General features: G+C 60.8%; 18 protein-coding genes and 1 pseudogene. 8 read left to right on the top strand and 11 right to left on the bottom strand.

The features are described from left to right. Nucleotides 1-220 precede the first annotated feature (220 nt). Entirely contained in the window at nucleotides 221-820 is a 600-nt protein-coding gene (locus HYI44_RS06840) for an FMN-dependent NADH-azoreductase (RefSeq protein WP_225569041.1), read from the bottom strand. Between the two features lie 238 nt (nucleotides 821-1058). Next, nucleotides 1059-1373, bottom strand: coding sequence for a 3-phosphoglycerate kinase (locus HYI44_RS06835; RefSeq protein ID WP_122837881.1), 315 nt, complete (start codon nucleotides 1371-1373; stop codon nucleotides 1059-1061). 49 nt (nucleotides 1374-1422) lie between these two features. On the opposite strand from HYI44_RS06835, the gene HYI44_RS06830 reads away from it, so the two are divergent. From HYI44_RS06830 to aqpZ, 5 genes and pseudogenes are all read left to right on the top strand, one after another. Beyond that, on the top strand, nucleotides 1423-2346 hold the full coding sequence (locus tag HYI44_RS06830) for a LysR family transcriptional regulator (protein ID WP_122837880.1): 924 nt from the start codon (nucleotides 1423-1425) through the stop codon (nucleotides 2344-2346). A 14-nt stretch (nucleotides 2347-2360) separates the two neighbouring features. Beyond that, nucleotides 2361-3166, top strand: a pseudogene (locus tag HYI44_RS06825) (alpha/beta fold hydrolase). Nucleotides 3167-3169: 3 nt separating this feature from the next. Then, the gene (locus HYI44_RS06820) at nucleotides 3170-3727 is read left to right on the top strand and encodes a peptidylprolyl isomerase (protein ID WP_122837879.1); all 558 of its coding nucleotides are present in this window, start codon (nucleotides 3170-3172) and stop codon (nucleotides 3725-3727) included. An 81-nt stretch (nucleotides 3728-3808) separates the two neighbouring features. Beyond that, the gene (locus tag HYI44_RS06815; protein WP_225569040.1) at nucleotides 3809-5641 is read left to right on the top strand and encodes an ABC transporter ATP-binding protein; all 1833 of its coding nucleotides are present in this window, start codon (nucleotides 3809-3811) and stop codon (nucleotides 5639-5641) included. Between the two features lie 203 nt (nucleotides 5642-5844). Continuing rightward, nucleotides 5845-6540 (top strand): aquaporin Z, encoded by a 696-nt coding sequence (gene aqpZ / locus HYI44_RS06810; protein ID WP_225569039.1) that lies wholly within the window; start codon nucleotides 5845-5847, stop codon nucleotides 6538-6540. 15 nt (nucleotides 6541-6555) lie between these two features. Here aqpZ and HYI44_RS06805 read toward each other — a convergent pair whose 3' ends face one another. Further along, nucleotides 6556-7680, bottom strand: a complete 1125-nt coding sequence (locus tag HYI44_RS06805; RefSeq protein WP_122837876.1) for a GNAT family N-acetyltransferase — start codon at nucleotides 7678-7680, stop codon at nucleotides 6556-6558. A gap of 281 nt (nucleotides 7681-7961) precedes the next feature. Here HYI44_RS06805 and HYI44_RS06800 point away from each other — a divergent pair, with 281 nt between their 5' ends. Further along, nucleotides 7962-9278, top strand: coding sequence for a putative porin (locus tag HYI44_RS06800; RefSeq protein WP_122837875.1), 1317 nt, complete (start codon nucleotides 7962-7964; stop codon nucleotides 9276-9278). A gap of 241 nt (nucleotides 9279-9519) precedes the next feature. On the opposite strand, the gene HYI44_RS06795 is transcribed toward HYI44_RS06800, so the two are convergent. The 3 genes from HYI44_RS06795 to aceK all read right to left on the bottom strand — a co-directional run bounded on the left by HYI44_RS06795 (nucleotide 9520) and on the right by aceK (nucleotide 16791). Further along, the gene (locus HYI44_RS06795; RefSeq protein ID WP_225569038.1) at nucleotides 9520-10641 is read right to left on the bottom strand and encodes a beta-ketoacyl-ACP synthase III; all 1122 of its coding nucleotides are present in this window, start codon (nucleotides 10639-10641) and stop codon (nucleotides 9520-9522) included. A 324-nt stretch (nucleotides 10642-10965) separates the two neighbouring features. After that, complete coding sequence (gene hrpA, locus HYI44_RS06790; protein WP_225569037.1) at nucleotides 10966-14877, bottom strand: ATP-dependent RNA helicase HrpA; 3912 nt, start codon at nucleotides 14875-14877, stop codon at nucleotides 10966-10968. 192 nt (nucleotides 14878-15069) lie between these two features. Then, complete coding sequence (gene aceK, locus HYI44_RS06785; RefSeq protein WP_225569036.1) at nucleotides 15070-16791, bottom strand: bifunctional isocitrate dehydrogenase kinase/phosphatase; 1722 nt, start codon at nucleotides 16789-16791, stop codon at nucleotides 15070-15072. Between the two features lie 129 nt (nucleotides 16792-16920). On the opposite strand from aceK, the gene HYI44_RS06780 reads away from it, so the two are divergent. Continuing rightward, nucleotides 16921-17814, top strand: a complete 894-nt coding sequence (locus tag HYI44_RS06780) for a DMT family transporter (protein ID WP_122837870.1) — start codon at nucleotides 16921-16923, stop codon at nucleotides 17812-17814. Between the two features lie 132 nt (nucleotides 17815-17946). Here HYI44_RS06780 and HYI44_RS06775 read toward each other — a convergent pair whose 3' ends face one another. The 5 genes from HYI44_RS06775 to HYI44_RS06755 all read right to left on the bottom strand — a co-directional run bounded on the left by HYI44_RS06775 (nucleotide 17947) and on the right by HYI44_RS06755 (nucleotide 24008). Further along, nucleotides 17947-19527 carry an aldehyde dehydrogenase (NADP(+)) gene (locus HYI44_RS06775; RefSeq protein ID WP_225569035.1) on the bottom strand — a complete coding sequence of 527 codons (1581 nt, stop codon included), beginning with the start codon at nucleotides 19525-19527 and terminating at the stop codon, nucleotides 17947-17949. Nucleotides 19528-19569: 42 nt separating this feature from the next. Next, nucleotides 19570-20565 carry an AraD1 family protein gene (gene araD1 / locus HYI44_RS06770; protein ID WP_225569034.1) on the bottom strand — a complete coding sequence of 332 codons (996 nt, stop codon included), beginning with the start codon at nucleotides 20563-20565 and terminating at the stop codon, nucleotides 19570-19572. Nucleotides 20566-20618: 53 nt separating this feature from the next. Further along, nucleotides 20619-21794 carry an L-rhamnonate dehydratase gene (locus tag HYI44_RS06765; RefSeq protein WP_122476260.1) on the bottom strand — a complete coding sequence of 392 codons (1176 nt, stop codon included), beginning with the start codon at nucleotides 21792-21794 and terminating at the stop codon, nucleotides 20619-20621. Nucleotides 21795-22050: 256 nt separating this feature from the next. Then, nucleotides 22051-23055, bottom strand: a complete 1005-nt coding sequence (locus HYI44_RS06760) for a 4-hydroxythreonine-4-phosphate dehydrogenase PdxA (protein ID WP_122837867.1) — start codon at nucleotides 23053-23055, stop codon at nucleotides 22051-22053. Beyond that, nucleotides 23052-24008: an amidohydrolase family protein gene (locus HYI44_RS06755; RefSeq protein ID WP_225569033.1), complete on the bottom strand. Its 957-nt coding sequence runs from the start codon at nucleotides 24006-24008 to the stop codon at nucleotides 23052-23054. The genes HYI44_RS06760 and HYI44_RS06755 overlap by 4 nt, the downstream gene beginning before the upstream one ends. Nucleotides 24009-24422: 414 nt before the next feature. Between HYI44_RS06755 and HYI44_RS06750 the strand changes: the two genes are divergently transcribed. Beyond that, nucleotides 24423-25439 (top strand): Bug family tripartite tricarboxylate transporter substrate binding protein, encoded by a 1017-nt coding sequence (locus HYI44_RS06750; protein ID WP_122837865.1) that lies wholly within the window; start codon nucleotides 24423-24425, stop codon nucleotides 25437-25439. The last annotated feature ends 8 nt before the right edge of the window (nucleotides 25440-25447 follow it).

Here is a 25447-nt window from a genome sequence, read left to right as displayed (position 1 = left end):
TTTCTCTCGACAGCTCCTACAGAGAAATCAACGGCCGCAGGTAGCCCTCACCACAAACCCAAAACCTCAAGGCAAAAAAAAGCCCGATCTCGCTAAAGCGTTCAATCGGGCGGCAGCACTCAGGAGCAGAAGTGCAAAGGGAGGTTCGATGCGCGTAAAAGCCTTGAAGGGGTCACGCCAGTTCACTAGAACATCCAGCGATTATCTGACGATTAACATATCAAGCAATCTGGGCCAGCTTGGCTTTCGCCTGATTCAGGCCCTTCTCCTGGAAGTCACCCCCCAGGTTCATGCCTTCGGCGTGGATGAAGGTCACATCGTTGATGCCAATGAACCCCATCACCTGGCGCAGGTACGGTTCCTGGTGATCCGCCGGGCCGCCGGCGTAGATACCGCCGCGTGCGGTCAGCACGTAGGCGCGCTTGCCGCTGAGCAGGCCCTGAGGGCCGGTCTCGGTGTATTTGAACGTCACGCCGGCACGCAGCACATGGTCCAGCCAGGCTTTAAGCGTGCTTGGAATGGCGAAGTTGTACATCGGCGCAGCCATCACCAGAACGTCGGCAGCCAGTAACTCGTCGGTCAGCTGGTTGGAACGCTCCAGCGCGGCATGTTCGCTGTCATTGCGCTGGTCAGCCGGTTTCATCCAGCCACCCAGCAACGTGCTGTCCAGGTGCGGTACCGGATTCACGGCGAGGTCACGGACGGTGATCTGGTCGGCCGGGTGCGCGGCTTGCCACTGGCTAATAAAGGTTTGGGTCAGTTGGCGGGAAACCGAATCTTGCTGACGAGCGCTGCTTTCGATGATCAGGACGCGTGACATGGTTTGTAGGCTCCATCTGAGAATGCTGTAAGGCGATGGAGTGAAGGTTAAACAGAACCATATCGATGAAAAAGCGCAAATAACTGCTACAACCAATCAATAAATTCGTTTATAACCTCAGGGCATGCGCCTGTGGGAGCGAGCCTGCCCCCGTTAACGGTGTATCTGTTTATGCAGTGTCTACAGACGGATCGCCATCGCGAGCTGGCTCGCTCCCACAGGAGTTTCCCAGACGATGCTATTTGGGGGAGCAAGTCAGGTTGATGCGCATCTTGATAATGGTACGGGTGAATTTGGCGGTGGCGAAGCTGTGCTTCCCGGCGGGCACCTCGATCTTGCGAGTGCGCGGCGCTTCCGGGCCATTGGTGAAGACCACCTTGCAGGTTGCATCGACAGTGCCGTAGTTGTTGACCTGGATGGAGGCAATGTCGCTATCGGTATCAGTGGCATCGTAGTCGATGCTCATGCCATTGAGCTGCTTGGTGACGTCGATCGGATAGGCAAACGCAGTCAGTGGCAACATCGCCAGCACCAGATAACAGAATTTTTTCATTCGGCAGTCTCCAATAAGTGCTGCCAGCTTAGGACAACAGGAGCCCAACATGAAAGCGCCCCGCGTGACCCTTGATCAATGGCGAACGTTGCAGGCCGTGGTCGATCACGGCGGTTTTGCCCAGGCCGCCGAGGCGCTGCATCGCTCGCAATCGTCTGTCAGCTACACCGTGGCGCGTATGCAGGACCAGCTCGGCGTGCCGCTGCTGCGGATTGATGGTCGCAAGGCCGTGCTGACGGAGGCCGGCGGCGTGCTGCTGCGCCGCTCCCGGCAGTTGGTTAAACAGGCCAGCCAGCTGGAAGACCTGGCCCACCACATGGAACAGGGTTGGGAAGCGGAAGTGCGCCTGGTGGTTGATGCCGCCTACCCGAGTGCCCGCCTGGTGCGCGCCCTGACCGCATTCATGCCGCAAAGTCGTGGCTGCAGGGTGCGGCTGCGCGAAGAGGTGCTGTCCGGCGTCGAGGAAGTATTGCTGGAAGGGGTTGCCGACCTGGCCATCACCGGTTTCAGCATTCCCGGCTACCTGGGGGCGGAATTGAGCGACGTCGAATTTGTCGCCGTGGCTCACCCCGATCATTCGTTGCATCGCCTGAACCGTGAATTGAGCTTTCAGGACCTGGAAAGCCAGATGCAGGTGGTGATTCGCGATTCCGGCCGCCAGCAGCCGCGGGATGTCGGCTGGCTGGGGGCTGAGCAGCGCTGGACGGTAGGCAGCCTGGCCACCGCCGCCACTTTTGTCAGCAGCGGCCTGGGTTTTGCCTGGTTGCCCCGACACATGATCGAACGCGAATTGAAGGAAGGTTCGCTCAAGCTGCTACCGTTGGATCAGGGTGGCAGTCGTAATCCGAGCTTCTACCTGTATTCGAACAAGGACAAACCCCTGGGCCCGGCGACGCAGATCCTCATCGACCTGCTGCGTACCTTCGACACCGCGCCGCTGGATGCGCCCTTCGCGGCCCCTGAACAAGCCTGACATGGAGTGACTGCATGGCCTATTTCGAACATGAAGGTTGCAACCTGCACTATGAGGAATATGGCCACGGCACCCCGTTGCTGCTGGTCCATGGCCTCGGTTCGAGCACTCTGGACTGGGAAATGCAGATCCCGGCGCTATCAGCCCGCTACCGGGTGATTGTCCCGGACATCCGCGGCCACGGCCGTTCCGAAAAACCCCGGGAGCGCTACAGCATCGCCGGGTTCAGCGCCGACCTGGTCGCGCTGATCGAGCATTTGAATCTTGGCCCCGTGCATTACGTCGGCCTGTCGATGGGCGGCATGATCGGTTTCCAGTTGGCCGTGGACCAGCCGCAGCTGCTCAAAAGCCTGTGCATCGTCAACAGCGCACCAGAGGTCAAGCTGCGCAGCCGAGACGATTACTGGCAGTGGTTCAAGCGCTGGAGCCTGATGCGCGCGTTGAGCCTGGGCACCATCGGCAAAGCCCTGGGCGCCAAACTGTTTCCCAAGCCGGAGCAGGCAAACCTGCGTGAGAAGATGGCCCTGCGCTGGGCAACAAACGACAAACATGCTTATCTCGCCAGCTTCGATGCCATCGTCGGCTGGGGCGTTCAGGAACGACTCTCCAGAGTCTCCTGTCCAACGCTGATCATCAGCGCCGACCGTGACTACACCCCGGTCGCGTTGAAAGAAAACTATGTAAAACTGCTGCCTGATGCGCGGTTGGTAGTGATTGCCGATTCGCGCCACGCCACCCCGCTTGACCAGCCCGAACATTTCAATCAAACCCTGCTCGAGTTTCTCACCGCAGTCGACACCACCACACTCAGGATCACTGACCCATGCTGAAAAAAATCGCCCTCGCCGCCGGCACCGTTCTGTTTGCCGCCAACCTGATGGCCGCCACGCCTGCCAAGGCGCCGCACGTGCTGCTGGAAACCACCAATGGCCAGATCGAGATCGAACTGGACCCGGTCAAGGCGCCGATCAGTACCAAGAACTTCCTTGAGTACGTCGACAGCGGCTTCTACAACAACACGATCTTCCACCGCGTGATCCCCGGCTTCATGGTCCAGGGCGGCGGGTTCACTCAACAGATGCAGCAGAAAGACACCAAGGCGCCCATCAAGAACGAGCACAAGAACGGCCTGGTCAACGTGCGCGGCACCCTGTCCATGGCCCGTACCTCGGCACCGGATTCTGCCACCAGCCAGTTCTTCATCAACGTCAAGGACAACGATTTCCTCGACCAGGGCGACGGCTATGCGGTGTTCGGTAAAGTCGTCAAGGGCATGGACGTGGTCGACATCATCGTCAACTCGCCGACCACCATGCGCGGCGGCATGAAAGACGTGCCTGCCGATCCTGTGTTCATCAAGTCGGCCAAGCGCATCGACTAAGCTGCAGGAAAGTACCGGGCGGCGCTCCTCAGGGCGCCGTTCGCACTGTCAAAGGAGAGCCCGTGCGCGGGCGGAGAACCGATGCTTTATCGCCGTTTTGAACAACTGATCGACATTTTTCGCGATGCTCCGACAGCGGCTCCGCCAGATCGGGTTCTCCCCTTCTACACCTATTACCTCAAGCAGGTCTGGCCGAGTTTCGCCGCCCTGTTGATTGTCGGCCTGATCGGTGCACTGATCGAAGTGGCGCTATTCAGTTACCTGAGCCGCATCATCGACCTGACCCAAGGCACACCCAACGTCAATTTTTTCCAGGAGCACGGCATCGAGCTGGCCTGGATGGCGGTGGTCGCCCTGGTCTTGCGGCCGATTTTCGTCGGCCTGCATGACCTGCTGGTGCACCAGACCCTCAGCCCTGGCATGACCAGCCTGATCCGGTGGCAGAACCACAGCTATGTGCTCAAGCAGAGCCTGAATTTCTTCCAGAACGACTTCGCCGGCCGCATCGCCCAACGCATCATGCAGACCGGCAACTCCCTGCGCGATTCAGCCGTGCAAGCGGTGGACGCGCTGTGGCATGTGCTGATCTATGCGATCAGTTCCCTGGTGCTGTTTGCCGAAGCCGACTGGCGCCTGATGATTCCCTTGCTGACGTGGATCGCGGCCTACATTGGCGCGCTCTGCTACTTCGTGCCGCGGGTCAAAGAACGTTCGGTGGTGTCCTCTGATGCCCGTTCCAAACTCATGGGGCGCATCGTTGACGGCTATACCAACATCACCACGCTGAAGCTGTTCGCCCACACCAACTTCGAACAGCAATACGCCAAGGAGGCCATCGAGGAACAAACGGTAAAGGCCCAGCTCGCCGGGCGCGTGGTCACCAGCATGGACGTGGTCATCACCAGCATGAACGGCCTGCTGATCGTCGGCACCACCGGCCTGGCGCTGTGGTTGTGGACCCAGTCGCTGATCTCGGTGGGCGCCATTGCCCTCGCGACCGGCCTGGTGATCCGCATCGTCAACATGTCCGGCTGGATCATGTGGGTGGTCAACGGCATCTTTGAAAATATCGGCATGGTCCAGGACGGTCTGCAGACCATCGCGCAACCGGTCAGCGTCACCGACCGCGACCAGGCCAAGCCGCTGACCGTGCCGCATGGCGAGGTGCGGTTCGAGCACGTCGATTTTCACTACGGAAAGAAAAGCGGGATCATCGGCGACCTCAACCTGACCATCAAGCCGGGGGAAAAGATCGGCCTGATCGGGCCATCCGGCGCCGGCAAGTCGACCCTGGTCAACCTGCTGTTGCGCCTGTATGACGTGCAAGGCGGGCGCATCCTCATCGACGGCCAGAACATCGCCGAAGTCGGCCAGGAAAGCCTGCGCGAGTGCATCGGCATGATCACCCAGGACACTTCGCTGCTGCACCGTTCGATTCGCGACAACCTGCTCTACGGCAAACCTGACGCCACCGATGCTGAACTCTGGGAAGCGGTGCGCAAGGCCCGCGCCGATGAATTCATCCCGCTGCTGTCGGACTCTGAAGGTCGTACCGGCTTTGATGCCCATGTGGGCGAGCGCGGGGTGAAACTCTCCGGCGGCCAGCGCCAGCGAATCGCCATTGCCCGGGTGCTGCTCAAGGACGCACCGATACTGATCATGGACGAAGCCACCTCGGCCCTGGACTCGGAAGTCGAAGCCGCGATCCAGGAAAGCCTGGAAACCCTGATGCAGGGCAAGACCGTGATCGCCATCGCCCACCGGCTTTCGACCATTGCGCGGATGGACCGCCTGGTGGTCCTGGAAAACGGCAGGATCGCCGAAACCGGCAGCCATTGCGAACTGCTCGCCCATGGCGGATTGTATGCGCGGTTGTGGCAGCACCAGACGGGTGGGTTCGTCGGGATCGACTGAGTTGAATGTTCCCACAGGGGTTCCTTTACCCTGTCAAACCGCCACAGGCCTCAGACCACGGGCCCTGGCGGTTTTTTTTCGGCGCTGGCATTCCACAAAAACCCTGCTGTACTCAGCCAAGGTTCTGGAGACGAACCTGTCGTAAATCTGCAGGATGCATCACGCGATGCAGTCTCGATAGCAAGCCTATCAAGGACGCTCTCATGTCTCTGTTCAAACGTTCAGTTACTGAGTTGTTCGGTACGTTCTGGCTGGTGTTGGGGGGTTGCGGCAGTGCGGTCCTGGCCGCGTCTTCTCCGCTTGGAATCGGGGTACTGGGTGTGGCCCTGGCGTTTGGCCTCACGGTACTGACCATGGCCTTTGCCATTGGCCATATCTCCGGTTGTCATCTGAACCCGGCCTTATCGTTCGGTTTGTGCGTCGGCGGTCGATTCCCTGCCCGGGAATTGCCGGCCTACATCATCGCCCAGGTGATCGGCGCCATTATTGCTGCAGGGTTGATCTACTACATTGCCAGCGGCAAGGAAGGGTTCGATCTGTCGACGGGGCTGGCCTCCAACGGCTACGGCGAACACTCTCCCGGCAAGTACTCGATGGCAGCAGGCTTCGTCTGCGAACTGGTGATGACGGCGATGTTCGTGCTGATCATCCTCGGTGCCACCGACAAGCGCGCGCCGGCAGGACTGGCACCGATCGCCATCGGCCTGGCCCTGACGCTGATCCACCTGATCTCGATCCCGGTGACCAATACCTCAGTCAACCCGGCCCGCAGTACCGGCCCGGCACTGCTGGTGGGCGGCTGGGCGATCGCACAGCTGTGGATGTTCTGGGTCGCGCCGTTGCTCGGCGCGGTGGTCGGCGGGGTGACATACCGCTGGCTGGGCAAGGAAGACAGCTGAGACCGGGGGCGAGGATCATTCCTGTCGATAAGGCAGGGCGGTCCTCGCTTCCTCGGCGTAAGCCAGCACGCCCAGACGCTCCTGTTGCAGGAAGTCTTTGACCGCAGCCTTCAGCCCGGGATGGCGCAAGTAGTGCCATGAATGAGTGATCACCGGTTCAAAGCCGCGGATCAGCTTGTGCTCGCCCTGGGCGCCAGCGTCGAAGCGCTGAAAACCATTGGCGATGGCGTAATCCATGCCCTGGTAAAAACAGGTCTCAAAATGCAGGCGGTCAAATTCCGCCAGGCAGCCCCAGTAGCGCCCGTAAAAACTGCCGCCGCCCACCAGGCTGAAAGCCATTGCCACCGGGCGTGCACCTTGTTTTGCCAGGACCACCCGAATTGACTCGGGCATGCGCTCGGCCAGCAGGCTGAAAAACGCCCGCGTCAGGTAAGGCGCCTGGCGCCGTACCGCGTACGTGTTGGCGTAGCAGGCATAGACAAAATCCCACTGTGCCTCGCTCAGCTGCCGACCTTCCAGCCACTCGAACTCGATGCCCTGCCCCGCGACCTGCTCGCGTTCCTTGCGCATCTGTTTGCGTTTGCGTGAACTCAGGGCGTCGAGGAAATCCTGGAAGTCCCGATAACCGCGATTCTGCCAGTGGTACTGACAGCCGATTCGCTGCAGCCAGCCCGGTTGCTGGGCCAGAGCGGCGTCGGTAAAGGGATCGGTAAAGTTGATGTGGGCGCTGGAAAGGCCTTCGATTTCCAGGTAACCCGGCAGGCTCTGCAGCAATTCAAAGCCGTCCTCCACGCTGGCCGCCAGCAGTCGCGGCCCGCTGACCGGGCTGAACGGCACCGCTGTCAACAGCTTGGGGTAATAGTCGATGCCCGCCCGTGCGCAGGCATCCGCCCAGGCGTGATCGAACACGTATTCGCCGTAGGAGTGCCACTTGCGGTAACTGGGGAGCGCGGCGATCAGCCGGTCACCCTCGACGTGCAACAGATGCTCGGCTTGCCAACCCGAATGCGGGCCGATGCTGGCGCTGTCTTCCAGGGCACTGAGAAAGGCATGGCGCAAAAACGGCTGGGCCTCCGGCACCAGGGCATCCCAGGTGCGCGGGGCAATGTCGGACAGATTTTCCAGTCGCTGCAGCGGCATAAATTCCTCTTCACCTGAATGCGTGAAAGCTTCGCGAGTATCGCTTATCGCGACGCAACCTACACGACCTATCCGACCGCAGTGCTCTGGACGGCGTCTTCCAGTTGAATTCGTATCGTCATCGCAACGCCATCACTTTGCCACTGCTCTGTCATAAACGATCGCGATACTGGCGCCTGTTTTTAGAGCGTCGGGTTCTACCCGGCCACTGTTTTCCGTCCATCAAAGGTCGGTTGTGTCCTGGATGGCTCAGTCATCCACTCTCATCTTCGGAGATTGATATGCGTCTTGCTTCCACGAAAACTGCGGCGGCCCTGTGTGGCGGTCTGTTACTGGCCATGAGCGTTCCGGCCAGTGCCGCAGTCGACGCCAAACTGCTCGACATGCTCAAGGCAAACGGCTCGATTACCAACGCGCAATACAGCGAACTGCAAGCCGAGCTGGCCAGGGATCAGAAAGACCAGCAGATTGCCCGTCAGGCTCAGCAAGAGACCAACGAGCAGATCGCGGCCACCGCGAAGAAAACAGACGCACTGAGTACTTTCGACCAGAAACTGGCCTGGGCGGCGAAGACCCAGTTCAAGGGTGATGTGCGGTTCCGCCAGGAAACCATCAAGAATGATGGCGTTTCCAACAACCGCGACTCCGATCGCCAGCGTGTTCGTGCCCGCCTGGGTGCCTACACCGAGATCAACCCGCAAGTCGACACCGGTATCCGTATAGCTACCGGTAACAACGACGACGCGCGCTCCACCAACCAGAGCCTGGACAACTACTTCGACAAGAAATCGATCTGGCTGGATCAGGGTTACGTCGACTACCACCCCGATGCGATCAAGAACCTGCACATCGTTGGCGGCAAGATGCCGCAGCAATGGGTAAGCATGGGCGACATCATCTGGGATAGCGATATCAGCCCCGAAGGCCTGGCCGTCACTTACAAATACCCGTTGGGCGCGAGCACCGAACTGTTCGGCAGCGCCGGTCACTACACCCTCAAGGACAACGTCGACGGTGAAGGCGTGCAATTCAAGCACGACCTGCGCCTTTACGCAGGCCAGTTGGGCGCGCGTTTTGCCCTCACCGACAACCTGAAGCTGACCCTGGGCGGCAGCATCTACGGCTACGACAACGACGACGACATCACCGCCGGCGGCACCAGCATCCCATCGGTACTGGCCACCAACGGCAACACCCCGAACGAGCAGTTCAAACTGTACGAAGGCTTTGGTCAGCTGGACATCGGTGGCCTGGCGATGCCGCTGTCGCTGTACGGTCAGGTGGTCAATAACCAGGATGCCAGCAACGACCAGGACATGGGCTGGCTGGCGGGTGTGAAGACCAAGGTCTACGGCTTCGGCCTGGACTACAACTATCGCGACGTACAGCGTAACGCCGTGGTTGGCGCCTTCACCGACTCTGACTTCGCTAACGGTTTCACCGGTTCGCGCGGCAGCAAGTTGAAAGTGAGCTACGAGCTGGACAAGAACTTCTCCCTCGGCGCGACTTACCTGATGGCGAAATCCGACTATACCAACGCCACTTTGCGCGACTCGAAAATCAACACCCTGCAACTGGATGCTGAAGCCAAGTTCTGATAACCCCGCTGTCCGGCTCGGGCAGGGATGCCTGAGTCGCCTTTCCAAACCCGCTTGCGCTATCGGTCCCCATCATCTGTCCGATAGTGCATAGCGGGTTTTTTTGCGCTCGCGCATTCCCCTGCCCCACTGCAGGAGCGGGCTTGCTCGCGATGGTAGTGAGGACGCCGCGGGGTGCCAGGCTCCCCGCGGTATCGTTGACGACCATCGCGAGCAAGCTCGCGCCTACAGGTGTGGGCGTTTAGCGCTTGCGCAGTATCACGCTGCCAATCGAGTAACCCGCACCGAACGAGCTGAGCACTGCCAGCGAGCCCGCCGCCAGGTCATCCTGGTTCTTGTGAAACGCAATCACCGAACCCGCCGAGCTGGTGTTGGCATAGGTGTCCAGAATCACCGGTGCTTCCTCTTCCGTCGCCTCACGGCCCAGCAGCTTCTTCACGATCAGGTGGTTCATGCTGAGGTTGGCCTGGTGCAGCCAGAAGCGCTTCACGTCAGCCACGTTCAACTGGTTTTCTTCCAGGTGAGTGGCGATCAGCTCGGCCACCATCGGGCAGACATCGCGGAATACCTTGCGGCCTTCCTGCACGAACAGTTTGTCCCTGGCACCAATGCCCTCTTCCGCCGCGCGGTTGAGGAAGCCGAAGTTATTGCGGATGTTGTTGGAGAACTTGGTCAGCAGCTTGGTGCTGACGACGTCAAACTGGAATTGGGAAGTCGCGAGGTCGGCACGTTCGATGATCACCGCTGTGGCCGCGTCACCAAAGATGAAGTGGCTGTCACGATCACGGAAATTGAGGTGGCCGGTGCAGACTTCCGGGTTAACCATCAGGATGGCCCGGGCCTGGCCCAGTTGTACGCTGTTGGCTGCCGCCTGAATGCCGAAGGTCGCCGAAGAACAGGCCACGTTCATGTCGAAGCCGAACCCCTGGATACCCAGCGCTTCCTGGACTTCGATGGCAATGGCCGGGTAGGCACGTTGCAGGTTGGAACAGGCGACGATCACGCCGTCGATGTCTGCCGCGGTCTTGCCGGCGCGTTGCAGGGCCTGCTCGGCAGCACCCATGGCCATCTGGCACAGCACCGACCACTCGTCATTCGAACGCTCCGGCAGGCGCGGCGCCATGCGCTGCGGATCGAGGATGCCATCCTTGTCCATGACAAACCGGCTCTTGATGCCGGAGGCTTTTTCGATAAATGCGGCACTGGACTCGGTCAAGGCTTCGACTTCGCCGCGGGCGATGGCTTCGGCGTTGTCGGCGTTGAACTGCGCGACGTAAGCATTGAAAGACTGCACCAGCTCTTCGTTGGAAATGCTGTTGGCCGGGGTGTACAGGCCGGTGCCACTGATGACGACATTATGCATGGTCGTTTCTCTAATCTGTTCAGGCAGAAAGCATTGGCACCGACGTACCAACACACAAAGGGTTCATTCCCGTCCGTGGAACGCAAACCTGGCATCGCTTTATTCCGGTCCGCCTGTAGCCGCGAAGGCTCAAAACCGCAGGGCCGGCGTTTATAGGCGCGAAGTTTGCCATAAACACCGGGTTTTCGCCCTATATTGCACGACCCAACGATTTTACGCGGCCCCAACGTAGGAGCTGCCGCAGGCTGCGATCTTTTGATTTTTGTCGCGACACTGGAAGATCAAAAGATCGCCTTCGGCGGCCCCATGCAGGAGCTGCCGGGGCTACGGCTCGACCTGGGACCACTGCTTGCTCAGGCGCTTGTCCGAGATCGGCACCTTGGTGCCCAACTGCTGGGCAAACAGCGAAACCCGGTATTCCTCGAGCCACCAGCGATACAACTCCAGCTGCGGATCGCGCTTGCCTTCCTGGGCGTGCTTGTTCGCCCGGGTCTGGTACTGAGCCCACAGGCCGGACAGTTCACCACTCCAGACCCGATCCTTCTGCACCTGGGCGCCCAGTTTCTCGAAGCGCTGCTCGATGGCTTTCAGATAACGCGGCAACTCCTTGAGCCACTGCATCGGTGTTTCACGCACAAAGCCCGGATACACCAGGTTGCCGAGCTGTTGCTTGATGTCGTTCAGGGCCACGGCTTGCGCCAGGTCGATCTTGCCCTTGAAGCGCTTCTGCAGACCATGCCAGAGCTTGAGAATGTCCAGGGTCAACCGGGCCAGGCGCTCGGCGTGTTCGGTCCAGGCTCCGCGTTTGCGCTCGGCCAATGCCGCGAGTGCGGCGCCATCGCGGGGCAGCGGGTCCTCGCCCTCGAGAATGCAACTGTCGAGGCTGGCCAACAGGATGTCTTCCACCAGACTGTCGATGCGCCCCATGTCGCGGTACATCAACCCCAGCTCGGTCAGCCCCGGCAACTTGCCACGGAGGAATTTGGCCGGCTCCGCCAGTTGCTGCATCAGCAGGCGCTGCAGCGCGCGACGATGCTGGAACTCGGCTTCGGCCGGGGTCGAGAAACGCCCTTCCTTGACCGTGCCGGCCTCCTCCACCAACGCCGGGTACACCGTCATCGACAGGCCGGCGATCTTCTGTTGGGTTTTCTCCGCCACTGCGGCAAACACCTTCGCCTCTACCGGCTGCTGGCTTTTGGCGGTTTGCGGCACGGCCAGCGCGGCCTGGCTGGCCTCGGCAAAACGCGCAGTCAGCTCGGCCAGATCACGACCCTCGCCGAGGAACTTGCCCTGGCCATCGACGATTTCCAGGTTCATGCGCAGATGACTGTCGACCTGCTGCGCCGCTTCGGCCCAGGCTTCGTCACTGACCCGCGCGCCAGTCATGCGCAGCAATTCGCGACCCAGTGCCTGGGGCAACGAGCCCTCGGCGAAGGTCATGCGCTGCAGGGCGGCCTTGACGAAGTCCGGCACCGGGACAAAGTTCTTGCGCAGGGCCTTGGGCAGGTTGCGCACCAGGGCGATGCACTTGGCCTCGATCACGCCAGGCACCAGCCATTCCAGGCGCTCCGGTGGCAGCATCGGCAACAAGGGTGCTGGCACCCGCAGGGTCACGCCGTCCCGGGGATGGTTCGGTTCGAAATGGTAACTGAGGGCCAGTTCCAGATCGCCAATGTGCAGGGTGTCCGGGTAATGGAGTGCGGTGACTTCGCTGGCCTCCCTGGCCAGCACGTCTTCCTCGCGCATGATCAGCAACTGCGGATCTTTCTGGCTGTTGACGCGATACCAGCTGTCGAAAGTCGCGGTCTGGTGAATCTCCGCCGGCAACCGCGCATCGTAGAACGCAAACAGGGTTTCTTCGTCGGCCAGAATGTCGCGACGACGGGCCTTGGCTTCCAGCTCGTCGAGCTGTTCCAGCAACTGCGCATTGGCCGACAGGCATTTGGCTTTGGACTGGATCTCGCCGCGCACCAGGCCTTCGCGGATGAACAGCTCGCGCGACACCACCGGATCGATCGGACCATAGTGCACCGGTCGGCGACCGACTACGATCAGCCCGAACAGGGTGATTTGCTCGAAAGCCACCACCTGTCCGCGCTTTTTCTCCCAATGCGGTTCAAAGTGGTTTTTCTTGATCAGGTGCCCGGCCAGCGGCTCGATCCAGTCGGAGTCGATCTTGGCGACCATGCGCGCATAGAGCTTGGTGGTTTCCACCAGTTCGGCGGTCATCAGCCATTGCGGACGTTTCTTGCCCAGGCCCGACGATGGATGAATCCAGAACCGTCGCTGCCGCGCGCCAAGGTAATCGCCTTCGTCGGTCTTCTGGCCGATCTGGCTGAGCAACCCGGACAGCACGGCCTTGTGCAGTTTCGGGTAATCGGCCGGCTCTTTATTGAGGCTCAACTGCATGTCGCGGCAGATCAGGCTCAGCTGGCGATGGGAGTCGCGCCATTCGCGCAGGCGCAGATAATTCAGAAAGTTCTTGCGGCACCAGTTACGCAAGGGGCTCGCGGTCAGCGCCTGGCGCTGCTCCTCGAAACCACGCCACAGATTGACCAGCCCGGCGAAATCCGAGTCCACGTCTTTCCACTGCGCGTGGGCCTGATCGGCAGCCTGCTGGCGTTCGGGTGGACGCTCGCGCGGGTCCTGGATCGACATGGCACTGGCGACGATCAGTACTTCCTGCAGGCTGCCCAGCTTGGCCGCTTCCAGCAGCATGCGGCCCATGCGCGGGTCTACGGGCAGCCGCGCCAGCTGGCGACCGAGCGGTGTCAGCTGGCTGTTGCGATCGACCGCCGAGAGCTCTTGCAGCAGGTTAAAACCGTCGCTGATGGCCTTGCCATCGGGCGGTTCGATAAACGGAAAATCGGTGATCTCGCCCAAGCGCAGGTGCAGCATCTGCAGGATCACGGCCGCGAGGTTGGTACGCAGGATTTCCGGGTCGGTGAATTCCGGGCGCCCGATGAAATCCTCTTCGCTGTACAGGCGGATGCAAATGCCCGGTTCGACGCGACCGCAACGGCCTTTACGCTGGTTGGCGCTGGCCTGGGAAATGGCTTCGATGGGCAGGCGCTGGACCTTGGCCCGATAGCTGTAGCGGCTGATGCGCGCGGTGCCGCTGTCGATCACGTAGCGGATGCCGGGCACTGTCAGCGAGGTTTCCGCGACGTTGGTAGCCAGCACCACCCTGCGCCCCGGGTGCGACTGGAAAATGCGCTGCTGTTCGGCCGGTGACAGCCGTGCATACAGTGGCAGGATTTCAGTGTGCTTGAGTTGGGCCTTGCGCAGCATGTCGGCGGCGTCGCGGATTTCCCGCTCGCCGGGCAGGAACACCAACACATCCCCGGGACTTTTACGCTCGCTACGCTCGAACGCGGCGACTTCGTCGAGGGCGGCGAGGATCGCCTGATCCACGGTCAAGTCATCTTCGACGCGATTACCCTCTTCGTCCTGCTCCAGGGTCAGCGGGCGGTACCAGGTTTCCACCGGGAAGGTGCGACCCGAGACTTCAACGATCGGCGCATCATCGAAATGCTTGGAGAAACGCTCCAGATCGATGGTGGCCGACGTGATGATGACCTTGAGGTCCGGACGGCGGGGCAGCAGGGTTTTGAGGTAACCCAGCAGGAAGTCGATGTTGAGGCTGCGTTCGTGGGCTTCGTCGACAATGATCGTGTCGTAGCGTTCGAGGTAGCGGTCGTTCTGGGTTTCCGCCAGCAGGATGCCGTCGGTCATCAGCTTGATGAGCGTATTGGAATCGCTTTGATCTTCGAACCGCACCTGATAACCGACCAGCGCGCCCAGCGGCGTGCCCAGCTCTTCAGCCACCCGGCTCGCCACGCTGCGCGCAGCGATCCGACGGGGTTGCGTATGGCCGATCAGCCCATGCTGGCCACGGCCGATTTCCAGGCAGATCTTCGGCAACTGGGTGGTTTTGCCCGAGCCGGTCTCGCCCGCGATGATCAGGACCTGATGCTTGAGCAGCGCCGCCTTGATTTCATCGCGCTTGGCGGCGATCGGCAGGCTGTCGTCGTAACGCACTACCGGCAGACTGGCACGCCGCGCCAGCACCTGGTCGCAGGATGCCTGCATGCGCGTCACCCACTGGGCGAGCTTGGCCTCGTCTGGCTTCTTGCGCAGTTCAAGCAGCTGCCGACGCAGCCGGTGGCGGTCGGCGAGCATGGCGTGATCGAGGTTTTTCAGCAGTTTGTCGATGGAGGGCGATTCGTCAGTCATCAGGTACGCAAAGGTCGTCTAGTGGCGCAGGGGGCCGATTGTCGCAGATTTACTATGGATTGCGGATGTTCAAAGCGGGGCATGCGTAGGCGCTGCCGAAGGCTGCGATCTTTTGATCCTGATTTTGTCGGTGCTTTTGAGCAACAAAATCCAAAGATCGCAGCCTTCGGCAGCGCCTACAGGGTTGTGGCGTTATTCGTTATCGAGGCCCCTGCGCCGATACGGGAACACATCAATGATTTTGCCGGCGCGAATGGCTTGCTGCAGGCTTTTCCAGTAATCGGCGTTGTACAACTCCCCGTGCAACTGGTCAAACAGCTTTCTCTGCCCCGAGTCGGCAAACAGGAAAGGCGGAAACTCTTCAGGGAATACATCCAGCGGCCCGATCGAATACCACGGCTCGGAGGCCATTTCATCTTCAGGCGTACGCGGTTGCGGGATGTGGCGGAAGTTGGCTTCGGTCAGGAAGCAGATCTCGTCATAGTCGTAGAACACCACGCGACCGTGGCGGGTGACGCCGAAGTTCTTCAGCAGCATGTCGCCAGGGAAGATGTTCGCCGCCGCCAGTTGCTTGATCGCCAGGCCGTAGTCCTCCAGCGCTTCGCGGACTTGGTCGTCATTGGCGTTTTCCAGGTACAGATTGAGCGGGGTCATCCGGCGTTCGGTCCAGCAGTGGCGGATCAACACCGTGTCGCCCTCCACCGACACCGTGGAGGCCGCCACTTCAAGCAATTCCTCCAGGCACGCCGGGTCGAACTTGCTCAACGGAAAACGAAAATCGGCGAACTCCTGGGTGTCGGCCATGCGCCCTACCCGGTCGACGCTCTTCACCAGACGATACTTCTCGATCACCGTGGCACGGTCGACGTTCTTCGACGGCGAGAAGCGGTCCTTGATGATCTTGAACACCGTGTTGAAGCCCGGCAGGGTGAACACGCTCATCACCATGCCGCGCACGCCGGGGGCCATGATGAACTGGTCGTCGGTGTTGGCCAGGTGGTTGATCAGCGCCCGGTAAAATTCGGATTTGCCATGCTTGTAGAAGCCGATCGAGGTGTACAGCTCGGCGATGTGCTTGCCTGGCAAAATACGCTTGAGGAAGCCGATAAACTCCGCCGGCACCGGCACGTCCACCATGAAATACGAGCGGGTGAACGAGAAAATGATCGACACATCGGCTTCGTCGGTGATCAGCGCATCGATCTGGATCCCGCGACCTTCGCGGTGCAGTAGCGGTATCACCAGCGGCCATTGCTCGTCCCGGGTGTAGATGCGCCCCACCAGGTATGCGCCCTTGTTGCGGTACAGCACCGAGGAAAACAGTTCGACGCTCAGTTCAGGGTCCTTGCAGACCCAGTCCGGCAGGTTCTCGCGCAGTTGCGCCTCGAGGCGGCTCAGGTCTCCTGGAAGATCGGCGTAAGCTTCGCTGAAGCTGTAGTCGGCAAAAATGCTCGCGAGCATGCCGGACAGCTTGCCTTGGGGCTTGTAGGTGCGCGTTTGCGCAGCACGGGCCCGGCGCAGGCTCGGCCGGGTGGTGTGGATGAACATGCACCCGTCGCTGATCAGGTCATGGCTGAACAGCCCGCAGAAGATCGAGTTGTACCAGGTCTCGGACAGTTCATCGTCGAAGCGCAGGTCGATCAGGCTGATGTAGGCGCTCTTGACCAGCGGCCAGCAGCTGACGTCCATCAACGCATCGATCTGGAAAGAGGCGCGCAGGCGCTCCACCGTCTCACCGACTTTGTCTTCGTAGAGATTGATCCGCGCGGCCGACGCCGATTGCGTTTCCTGCCACAGCGCCTGTTCGAATCGCGCGCGTGCGCCGTCGGTGATCTGGCGGAAATGCTCGCGGTAATCGTCAAAGCCATCGAGGATCATTCGGGCGATGTCGGCGGCTGGCCATTGCTGCGGCATAGGTAAAACCTCGGCGGCTGTTCTTGTCATTGGAGCCTGAGCTTAGTGGCCCTTTGTTACGCAACGCAACCATTGCCTTGTGCCCCGACTGGCGCGACACTTGCGCGCCAATCAAGGAAGGAACGTGCCGTGAACCCCGTCGATATTTTTCGCATGCTGTCGTTGGCGGCCATTTGGGGTGCGAGCTTTCTGTTCATGCGCATCATCGCCCCGGTCATCGGCACCGTGCCCACCGGGTTCTTGCGGGTGTCGATCGCCGCCGCCGGGCTGTTGGTGATTCTGGGACTGATGCGCATCAGCTGGGATTTCAAGGGCAAACTCAAGACGGTGATGCTGCTCGGGGTGATCAACTCCGGCATTCCGGCGACCCTCTATTCGGTTGCAGCCCAGGTGCTGCCGGCGGGCTACTCGGCGATTTTCAATGCCACCACGCCGTTGATGGGCGTGCTGATCGGCGGGCTGTTCTTCAGTGAAAAACTCACTCCGGCGAAATTGGGCGGAGTGTTTCTCGGTCTGTTCGGCGTCGGCATCCTGACCCGTGCCGGGCCGGTGGCGTTCGACCTGCAATTGCTGATGGGCGCCCTCGCCTGCCTGCTCGCCACCACCTGCTATGGTTTCGCCGGGTTTCTCGCGCGGCGCTGGCTGGATCAGGCCGGCGGCCTCGACAGCCGTCTGTCGGCGCTGGGTAGCATGCTCGGGGCGACCTTGTTTCTGTTGCCGCTGTTCGGCTACAGCGTGATCACCCAGCCACCGGTGAGCTGGGGCGGCTGGAATGTCTGGTTATCACTGCTGGGATTGGGCCTGGGGTGCACGGCTTTCGCGTACATCATTTACTTCCGCCTGCTGACTTCAGTCGGGCCGGTGAAGTCGATGACGGTGACCTTCATGATCCCGCCGTTCGGGGTGTTGTGGGGGGCGTTGTTGCTCGATGAGCCGTTGTCGATGGCGCATATCTATGGCGGAATGTTGATTGCCGTGGCGTTGTGGCTGGTGTTGAAACCGGCCAGGGGGGCTGGCCGGTAGATTTGTTCAAGGCTGATTGTCGCCATCGCGGGCAAGCCCGCACACATTGGTGAACCTGTGAACACATACCTGTGGATCACTGAAGCCACCTGTGGGAGCGGGCTTGCCCGCGATGGCGGCCTTACAGCCCCCCTACAAGGCAGCCTGACTCACCTCACCATCCACCAACCGCCGAATCCCCAACGGATTGGCATTCTGCAATGCCTCAGGCAGCAAGGCATCCGGGTAATTCTGAAAGCACACCGGCCGCAGGAATCGGTCTATGGCCAGTGTGCCTACCGAAGTCCCGCGGGCATCCGAAGTGGCCGGGTACGGCCCGCCATGCACCATCGACTCGCACACCTCGACCCCGGTCGGATAGCCATTGAGCAAAATCCGCCCGACCTTTTCCTGCAACCGTTCGGCCAGCCAGCGATACTCCATCAACTCCGCAGCCTCACCGATCAGCGTCGCGGTCAGTTGCCCGCGCAAGCCATCGAGCGCTGCCGCCAACTGCGCCTGATCTTCAACCTCGATGACGATAGTGGTCGGCCCGAACACCTCCTCCTGCAGCAATTCGTCGCCCTTGAGCAACAGGCTGACATCCGCCTGGAACACCTGCGGCTGCGCCTGATTGCCCTCTTGCGGTTTACCCGCCAGATGCTTGAGGCCGGGATGTTCGTGCAATTCACCCAGCCCGCGGCTGTAGCTGGCCAGTGCACCGGCGTTGAGCATGGTCTGCGCCGGTTGCTGGTTCATGCTCGCGCAAAAGGTTTGCAGGAACTGGCTGAACTGCGGCGAACGCAGGCCGATGACCAGGCCCGGGTTAGTGCAGAACTGCCCACACCCCAGCGTCACCGAGCCGGCGAGCTGCGCGGCGATCTGCTCGCCACGGGCCTTGAGAGCCTCGGGCAGCAGGAACACCGGGTTGATGCTCGACATCTCGGCAAATACCGGGATCGGCTGAGGACGGCTGGCAGCCATCTGGCTGAGGGCATTGCCGCCCTTGAGGGAACCCGTAAAACCTACGGCCTGGATGGCCGGGTGTTTGACCAGCCACTCGCCCACGCCACCGCCATAGATCATGTTGAACACGCCCGCAGGCATCTGCGTGCGTTCGGCAGCGCGCATGATCGCATCCGCCACCCATTCGGCCGTTGCCATGTGCCCGCTGTGCGCTTTGAACACCACCGGGCAGCCCGCGGCCAGGGCTGATGCGGTATCGCCACCGGCAGTGGAAAAAGCCAGGGGAAAGTTGCTCGCGCCAAACACCGCCACCGGCCCCAGCGCAATTCGGTACTGGCGCAGATCCGGACGTGGCAAGGGTTGGCGATCCGGCAATGCCTGATCGATACGCGCGCCGTAGAAGTCGCCGCGACGCAGCACCTTGGCGAACAAACGCATCTGCCCGCTGGTACGCCCGCGCTCACCCTGGATACGCCCCGCCGGCAGCGCAGTTTCACGGCAGACAATGGCGACAAAATCATCGCCCAGCGCGTCGATTTCATCGGCAATCGCGTCCAGGAACTGCGCGCGCTTCCCGGCGCTCAGGTTTCGGTAGACCGGGTAAGCCGCCGCGGCAGCTTCGGCGGCAGCGTCCACCTCGGCTTCGGTTGCCTGGAAAAAGCTTCCCGGCAATGGCTCGCCGGTGCTTGCGTCAAGGCTGTGCAGTTGCAAAGAACCCTTGGCACTGCGATGCCCCCCGATGTAGTTGTGTCCGGTATGCGTGGTCATGAAAGAGTCCTTGGCCGGCCGACAGCGCCGGGAGTTGAAGGCTTAAAGTGCACGAACCTGGCCTATTTCCAGCGGCTGGGCACTTTCGCCGATACCGTTTTCCAGAGGGGCGCCGAACGCATCGAGGCTGACCTGGAATCGATCACCCGGCTGGGTTTTAATCCCGTCGGCGAACGACAGCGTGGCGGTACCGAAGTAATGCACGTGAACATCACCAGGGCGCAGGAATTGCGCGTACTTGAAGTGGTGGAATTCGAGATTGGCCAGACTGTGGCACATGTTGTCTTCGCCGCTGAGAAACTCTCTTTCCCAGATCGTTTCGCCATTGCGCGTGATGCGGCTGGTGCCTGCCAGGTGGCGGGGTAATTCACCCACGCGCAACTCCGGACCATAGGCGCAGAAGCGCAGTTTCGAGTGGGCGAGGTACAGGTAATTGCGGCGCTCCATCACATGGTCGGAGAACTCGTTGCCCAAGGCGTACCCGACCCGGTACGGCAGGCCGTCGTCGCCGATGACGTAGAGGCCCGTCAGTTCCGGCTCTTCACCGGCATCCTCGGCGAAGGCCGGGACCGGAAAATCGGCACCGGGGCGCACGACAATGCTGCCATCGCCCTTATAGAACCACTCCGGTTGCGCCCCGACCTGCCCGGCCGCCGGCTTGCCGCCTTCCAGGCCCCATTTGAAAATGCGCATGGTGTCGGTCATGCCGGCCTCCACCACGCCCTCCTGCTGATGCATCTTGTCCCGCGCCGAAGCGCTGCCCAGGTGGGTCAGGCCGGTGCCACTGATCAGGCAATGGGCCGGGTCTTCGTGGTCGAGCGGTGCCAGGACTTTGCCCTGCGCCAGCAGTTGCGCGTAGTCCGGGCCAGGCTCGGTGCCACGCAGCGCGGCCTCTTCCTGCAGGCTTCGTCCGGCGCGAATCGCCGCCAGTGCCAGTTCACGTGTGTTGCGAGTGTCGCGCAGTACCTGGACCAAGGGCCCGTCGACGAGGCCGACGTGGCGTTCACCGGCAGTGTTTTCAAATTGAATCAGGCGCATGTCGGCCCTCCACAGAGTCGGGGGATGGCGCCGCCGTGAGCGGCGCTGCAAGGTCACTCGATGATGTTGAAGTCGCTCAGGTATTCATCGGAGATTTCCAGGCCCAGGCCCGGCGTGTTGTCGTCGAGCTGGATGTAACCGTTGACCGGTTGCGGCTCGCCCTTGAACACGTAGTAGAAGAGTTCGTTGCCGACCTCGACGTCGAACACGGGGAAGAATTCGGCCATCGGCGAGGCGGTGGTGGACATGGTCAGGTGGTAGTTGTGCATCTGCCCGGCGTGGGGAATCACCGGCACCGACCAGGCTTCCGCCATGGCGTTGATCTTGCGTGCCGCGGTGATGCCGCCGACGCGGTTGGTGTCGTACTGGATCACGTCGATGGCGCGGCGTTCCAGCAGGTCTTTAAAACCGTAGGAAGTGAATTCATGCTCGCCGCCGGAGATCGGCATGATGCCCATCTTCTTCAGCTCGATGTAGCCTTCGATGTCGTCGGCAATCACCGGTTCTTCAAGCCAGCGCGGTTCGAACTCTGCCAGTTTTGGCAACATCCGACGGGCGTACTCCAGGGTCCAGCCCATGTAGCATTCGAGCATGATGTCGACATCAGGGCCGGCCAGTTCACGCAGCGCGCGCACCTGCTCGATGTTCTTGCGCATGCCCGCCGGGCCGTCCTTAGGGCCATAGCCGAAGCGCATTTTCAGCGCGGTGAAACCCTGGTTCAGATAACCCTGGGCTTCTTCGAGGAACAGGTCGAGGTTGTCGTTGGCGTAGAGCTTGGAGGCGTAGGTCCAGATCTTCTCCTTGGTGCGCCCGCCGAGCAGTTTGAACACCGGCTTGTTCACGGCCTTGCCCATGATGTCCCAGATGGCGATGTCGATCGCCGAGATCGCTGCCATGCCGATGCCTTTGCGACCCCAGGCGTGGCTCTGGCGGTACATCTTCTGCCAGATGTATTCGTTGTCGAACGGGTCTTCGCCAATGGCAATAGGCGCCAGGTAGGTGTCGATGATTTCCTTGGCCACTCGCGGCGCCAGGGCGCAGTTACCGATGCCGACCAGACCGGTGTCGGTCTCGACTTCCACCACCAGCCAGCCATGGAAACGAAACGAGCCCATGGCATCGCCGCGTTCGAACAGGATGTCACTGGCGTTGGTGCAGAAGTGTGCCTGAGGTGGAACGACTTTACCTTTCCACTCAAAAACTCGGGTTCGGATTGCTTTGATTTTCATGGGTACTGTTCCTTGCGCTGCCGGCTTCTTGTTATTAAGTCGCTGAGTTAGATGGGGCGACTTTAGCCAGCGCGTAGGGGCGCGGATAATCACTTATGCGTATCCGGCGATAACCTGGGGTGATCGCAATTCGCAATTTATGCTGAAAGAAGGTTATAGGGAAAAAGCAAAAAGATCGCAGCCTTCGGCAGCCCCTACAGGTGAATACGATCCCCGTAGGAGCTGCCGAAGGCTGCGATCTTTTGATCTCTACCCCTTAGTAGTTGTTGGCTCCCATCCGGCAGGCGATTTCGAACGCCTGGCGTATCGCGCCGACATTGGCCTTGCCCTGCCCGGCAATATCAAACGCCGTGCCATGGGCCGGCGTGGTGATCGGGATCGGCAAGCCACCCTGCACCGTCACCCCACGGGAGAACCCCATCAGCTTGATCGCGATCTGCCCCTGGTCGTGATACATCGTCACCACCGCGTCAAAGGCACTGGCATCTCCCTGGACCTTGAGGAAAATAGTGTCTCCCGGATACGGACCTTCCGCCGCGATACCCAACGCCTGGGCCGAGCGCACCGCCGGACCGATGATGTCCAGTTCCTCGCGGCCGAACGAACCGTTGTCACCGTTGTGCGGATTGAGTCCGCACACGCCAATGCGCGGTTTTTCCAGGCCATTGCGCTTGAGCGCGGTATCGATCAGCTGGATCGCTTCCACCACACGTTCCTGGGTCAGCATGCCGGGCACTTGCGCCAGCGCCACGTGGGAGGTCACCCGGGAAGTCCAGAGGTTGTCGAGCACGTTGAATTCGCAGAACGGCCCGTGGAAATCCAGCAGCTCGGCGAACCAGTGCAACTCGTCGCTGTGGGCCATACCGGCCATGTGCAGGGAGGTCTTGTTCAACGGGCCGAACAGCACCGCATCGGTGGTGCCGGCTTCGGTCAGGCGCAGTGCTTTTTCCAGCGTGTCGAGGCTGTAGCGACCACCGGTGACACTGGCTTCACTGCGGGCAAACTCACCGAGGGTGTCCCCCCGATAGTCGTAGAACAGCGGAGTGTCATCGACGAACGCCAACTGCTCCAGGGACTCGACGCGCCGGTAGGGAAATTCCACCCCGGCAATGCGCATGCCGCGTTGCATTTCCGCTTCGTCGGCAATCAGGATCACGTTGGCCTGACTGCGCACCGCAGGCTCGGCGAGCAGTCGTGCAATCAGTTCCGGGCCAATGCCCGCCGGGTCGCCGAGGACCATGGCGATGGATGTCTTGTTCATGCTTCACTCCTCAAAGGTTCAGGCCGTGTCCGGTCGATAGTGCCAGGCTCGCAGCGATATACGCGCTGCGCATTGCTGTAGAACAAACGCTCCTGGTCCGCCCGCGGCAGATCAGCAACGATGGATTTGAAACCGTTGTAAATGACATCGAACGAGCCGCACAGGCTGTCCACTGGAAAGTTGCTGGCGAACATCGCCCGACCCGGGCCGAACATCGCGATGACTTCGCGCACGATCCAGGCATTGTCCTTGGTGCGCCACGCTTGGCCGGCCTGGCCGAGGCCAGAGATTTTCACCTGCACGTTCGGCCACTCGGCCAGTCGCGCCATCGCCAGGCGCCACCCGGCCAGGCCTTCGGCGCTGCGGTCACTGGGCAACCCGGCATGATTGAGAATCAGCGTGGTGCCGGGAAAATCCCGCGCCAGGCGTTCTGCCTCGTGCAGATTCCACCACGGCGTCTGCAGGTCAAAATGCAGCCCGAGCCCTTGCAGCGCCGCGTAACTACGGCGCCAGTGTTCATCGCTCATCAGGCTGCGCCTATGCCCGACCTGTGCCCGGGTGGTCGGGCCACCGGGTTTGTGACGCACGCTGCGCACGCACTTGTAGCTCGCTTGCTCGGCGAGCACCGCAACCGCGTCCGGGTGATCGAGCCAGGCTTGCGCGACGATTGCATTGGGCGCGCCATAACGTCGGGCCAGTTGCTCGATGAAACGGGTTTCGCCGATCGGGTCCTGCGGGTCCCATTCCGATTCGATGTACACCGTTTGCACAACGTGATGGGCGCCAGCATCGGCGAAATAATCGTCAGGTAAATAGCGACGCTTGATCGCACTGTAATTTCCGTAGCGAAAAGCCAGGTCGGCATCTGCAGCCAGCCACGGATGGGGGTTGATCGACGGGTCCCAGAAATGCTGATGGGCATCGATGATCGGGCCGCTCCACAGTTCAGTCATCATGCACCTCGCAGCAAAAAGCACTGAAACGGGCCATGGCGCATACCTCGTTTTATTTTTGTTCTGGACGCTACACACCGCCGAAAAACGGCGATGACAAGCACTATCGAAGGCTGGGTGATAACCGTCCAATCAAAACTTGAAATAAGCCGATAGCCTTAGGTTATGTCACAACCACCTTTCACATGACTGCGAGCATATTGCACTGTGAGCGACTTTCCCCTCAAATGGCTCTGGCACAGAGCTCTTGGCGGTTGATGCGATTTTTGATGCGCCGAGCTATAACCTCAGGCTATCGGTGTATGTATTGTTTTGACTAGACGCGGGGCTTGCACCTTCCCACACTCACTCCAGGCTTGCGGCTTAAGCGCTCAGACAAGCCACTCATAACAACTACAAAAACGAGGCCCTTCCATGCGAAATGCATTCGTCCGTCGCACGTCCCGTCTGTTCCTCGGCTGCTCGCTGGTCGCCGCTGGCGTCCTCCCGGCGCTCGCCAACGCAGCCTGGCAACCCGACAAGAACGTCGAAATCGTCGTCGCTGGTGGTCCCGGTGGCGGCACCGACCAGCTCGGCCGGCTGATCCAGTCGATCATCTCCACGCACAAGCTGCTCGAGGTCAATACCATCGTCCTCAACAAGGGCGGCGGCAATGGTGCCGAAGCGTTCCTCGACCTGAAAATGAACAAGGGCGACCCGGAAAAACTGGTGATTGGCACCAACAACATTTACCTGTTGCCGCTGGTTTCCAAACTCGGTTACCAATGGCAGGAATTGACCCCGGTCGCCGCCGTTGCCGAGGATGACTTCATCCTATGGAGCTATAAAGATGCGCCCTGGAAAGACGCCAAAGGCTTCTACGAAGCGGCCAAGGCCGACCCGGCGAAAATGCGCATGGGTGGCAGCCAGTCCAAGGATGTCGACCAGACCCTGACCCTGCTGCTCAACCAGACCAACAACAGCAAACTGGTGTACATCCCGTTCAAGAGCGGCAGCGAGGCCGCGACTCAACTGGCCGGCAAACACATCGCCGGCAACGTCAACAATCCCAGCGAAAGCATCAGCCAATGGCGCGGCGACCAGATCGAACCACTCTGTGTGTTCAGTAAAGAGCGCATGACCTACACCGAGAAAGTCGCTGGCGACAAATCCTGGGCCGACGTACCAACGTGTCACGAACAAGGCCTGGGCATCGATCAGTACCGCTTCCCGCGCACCGTGTTCATGCCCGGTGAAGTCACTGCCGAGCAGCGCGCGTTCTATGTCGAACTGTTGCGCAAAGTTACCGAGACACCAGAGTTCAAGGCCTACGTGAAACAGAACGCGCTGGTGCCTACGTTCCTCGAAGGCGAGCCATTGACCGCCTACATTGAAAAGGACACCGCCCGGGTCACGCCGGTGTTCAAGGAAGCCGGCTGGCTGAAAAACTGAGTCGCCCG

Origin of the sequence: Pseudomonas sp. Y24-6 (assembly GCF_020295325.1) — a bacterium.
Lineage (GTDB): Bacteria > Pseudomonadota > Gammaproteobacteria > Pseudomonadales > Pseudomonadaceae > Aquipseudomonas > Aquipseudomonas gregormendelii.
This window is presented reverse-complemented; position numbering and strand designations above follow the sequence as displayed.

Coding starts and splice junctions, on each gene's coding strand:
- HYI44_RS06765 (WP_122476260.1), bottom strand. CDS start 21,794: ATGAAAATCAAAGCAATCCGAACCCGAGTTTTTGAGTGGAAAGGTAAA.
- HYI44_RS06800 (WP_122837875.1), top strand. CDS start 7,962: ATGCGTCTTGCTTCCACGAAAACTGCGGCGGCCCTGTGTGGCGGTCTG.
- HYI44_RS06750 (WP_122837865.1), top strand. CDS start 24,423: ATGCGAAATGCATTCGTCCGTCGCACGTCCCGTCTGTTCCTCGGCTGC.
- aceK (WP_225569036.1), bottom strand. CDS start 16,791: ATGCCGCAGCAATGGCCAGCCGCCGACATCGCCCGAATGATCCTCGAT.
- HYI44_RS06775 (WP_225569035.1), bottom strand. CDS start 19,527: ATGACCACGCATACCGGACACAACTACATCGGGGGGCATCGCAGTGCC.
- HYI44_RS06760 (WP_122837867.1), bottom strand. CDS start 23,055: ATGAACAAGACATCCATCGCCATGGTCCTCGGCGACCCGGCGGGCATT.
- hrpA (WP_225569037.1), bottom strand. CDS start 14,877: ATGACTGACGAATCGCCCTCCATCGACAAACTGCTGAAAAACCTCGAT.
- HYI44_RS06830 (WP_122837880.1), top strand. CDS start 1,423: ATGAAAGCGCCCCGCGTGACCCTTGATCAATGGCGAACGTTGCAGGCC.
- araD1 (WP_225569034.1), bottom strand. CDS start 20,565: ATGCGCCTGATTCAATTTGAAAACACTGCCGGTGAACGCCACGTCGGC.
- aqpZ (WP_225569039.1), top strand. CDS start 5,845: ATGTCTCTGTTCAAACGTTCAGTTACTGAGTTGTTCGGTACGTTCTGG.
- HYI44_RS06755 (WP_225569033.1), bottom strand. CDS start 24,008: ATGACTGAACTGTGGAGCGGCCCGATCATCGATGCCCATCAGCATTTC.
- HYI44_RS06815 (WP_225569040.1), top strand. CDS start 3,809: ATGCTTTATCGCCGTTTTGAACAACTGATCGACATTTTTCGCGATGCT.
- HYI44_RS06795 (WP_225569038.1), bottom strand. CDS start 10,641: ATGCATAATGTCGTCATCAGTGGCACCGGCCTGTACACCCCGGCCAAC.
- HYI44_RS06820 (WP_122837879.1), top strand. CDS start 3,170: ATGCTGAAAAAAATCGCCCTCGCCGCCGGCACCGTTCTGTTTGCCGCC.
- HYI44_RS06835 (WP_122837881.1), bottom strand. CDS start 1,373: ATGAAAAAATTCTGTTATCTGGTGCTGGCGATGTTGCCACTGACTGCG.
- HYI44_RS06805 (WP_122837876.1), bottom strand. CDS start 7,680: ATGCCGCTGCAGCGACTGGAAAATCTGTCCGACATTGCCCCGCGCACC.
- HYI44_RS06840 (WP_225569041.1), bottom strand. CDS start 820: ATGTCACGCGTCCTGATCATCGAAAGCAGCGCTCGTCAGCAAGATTCG.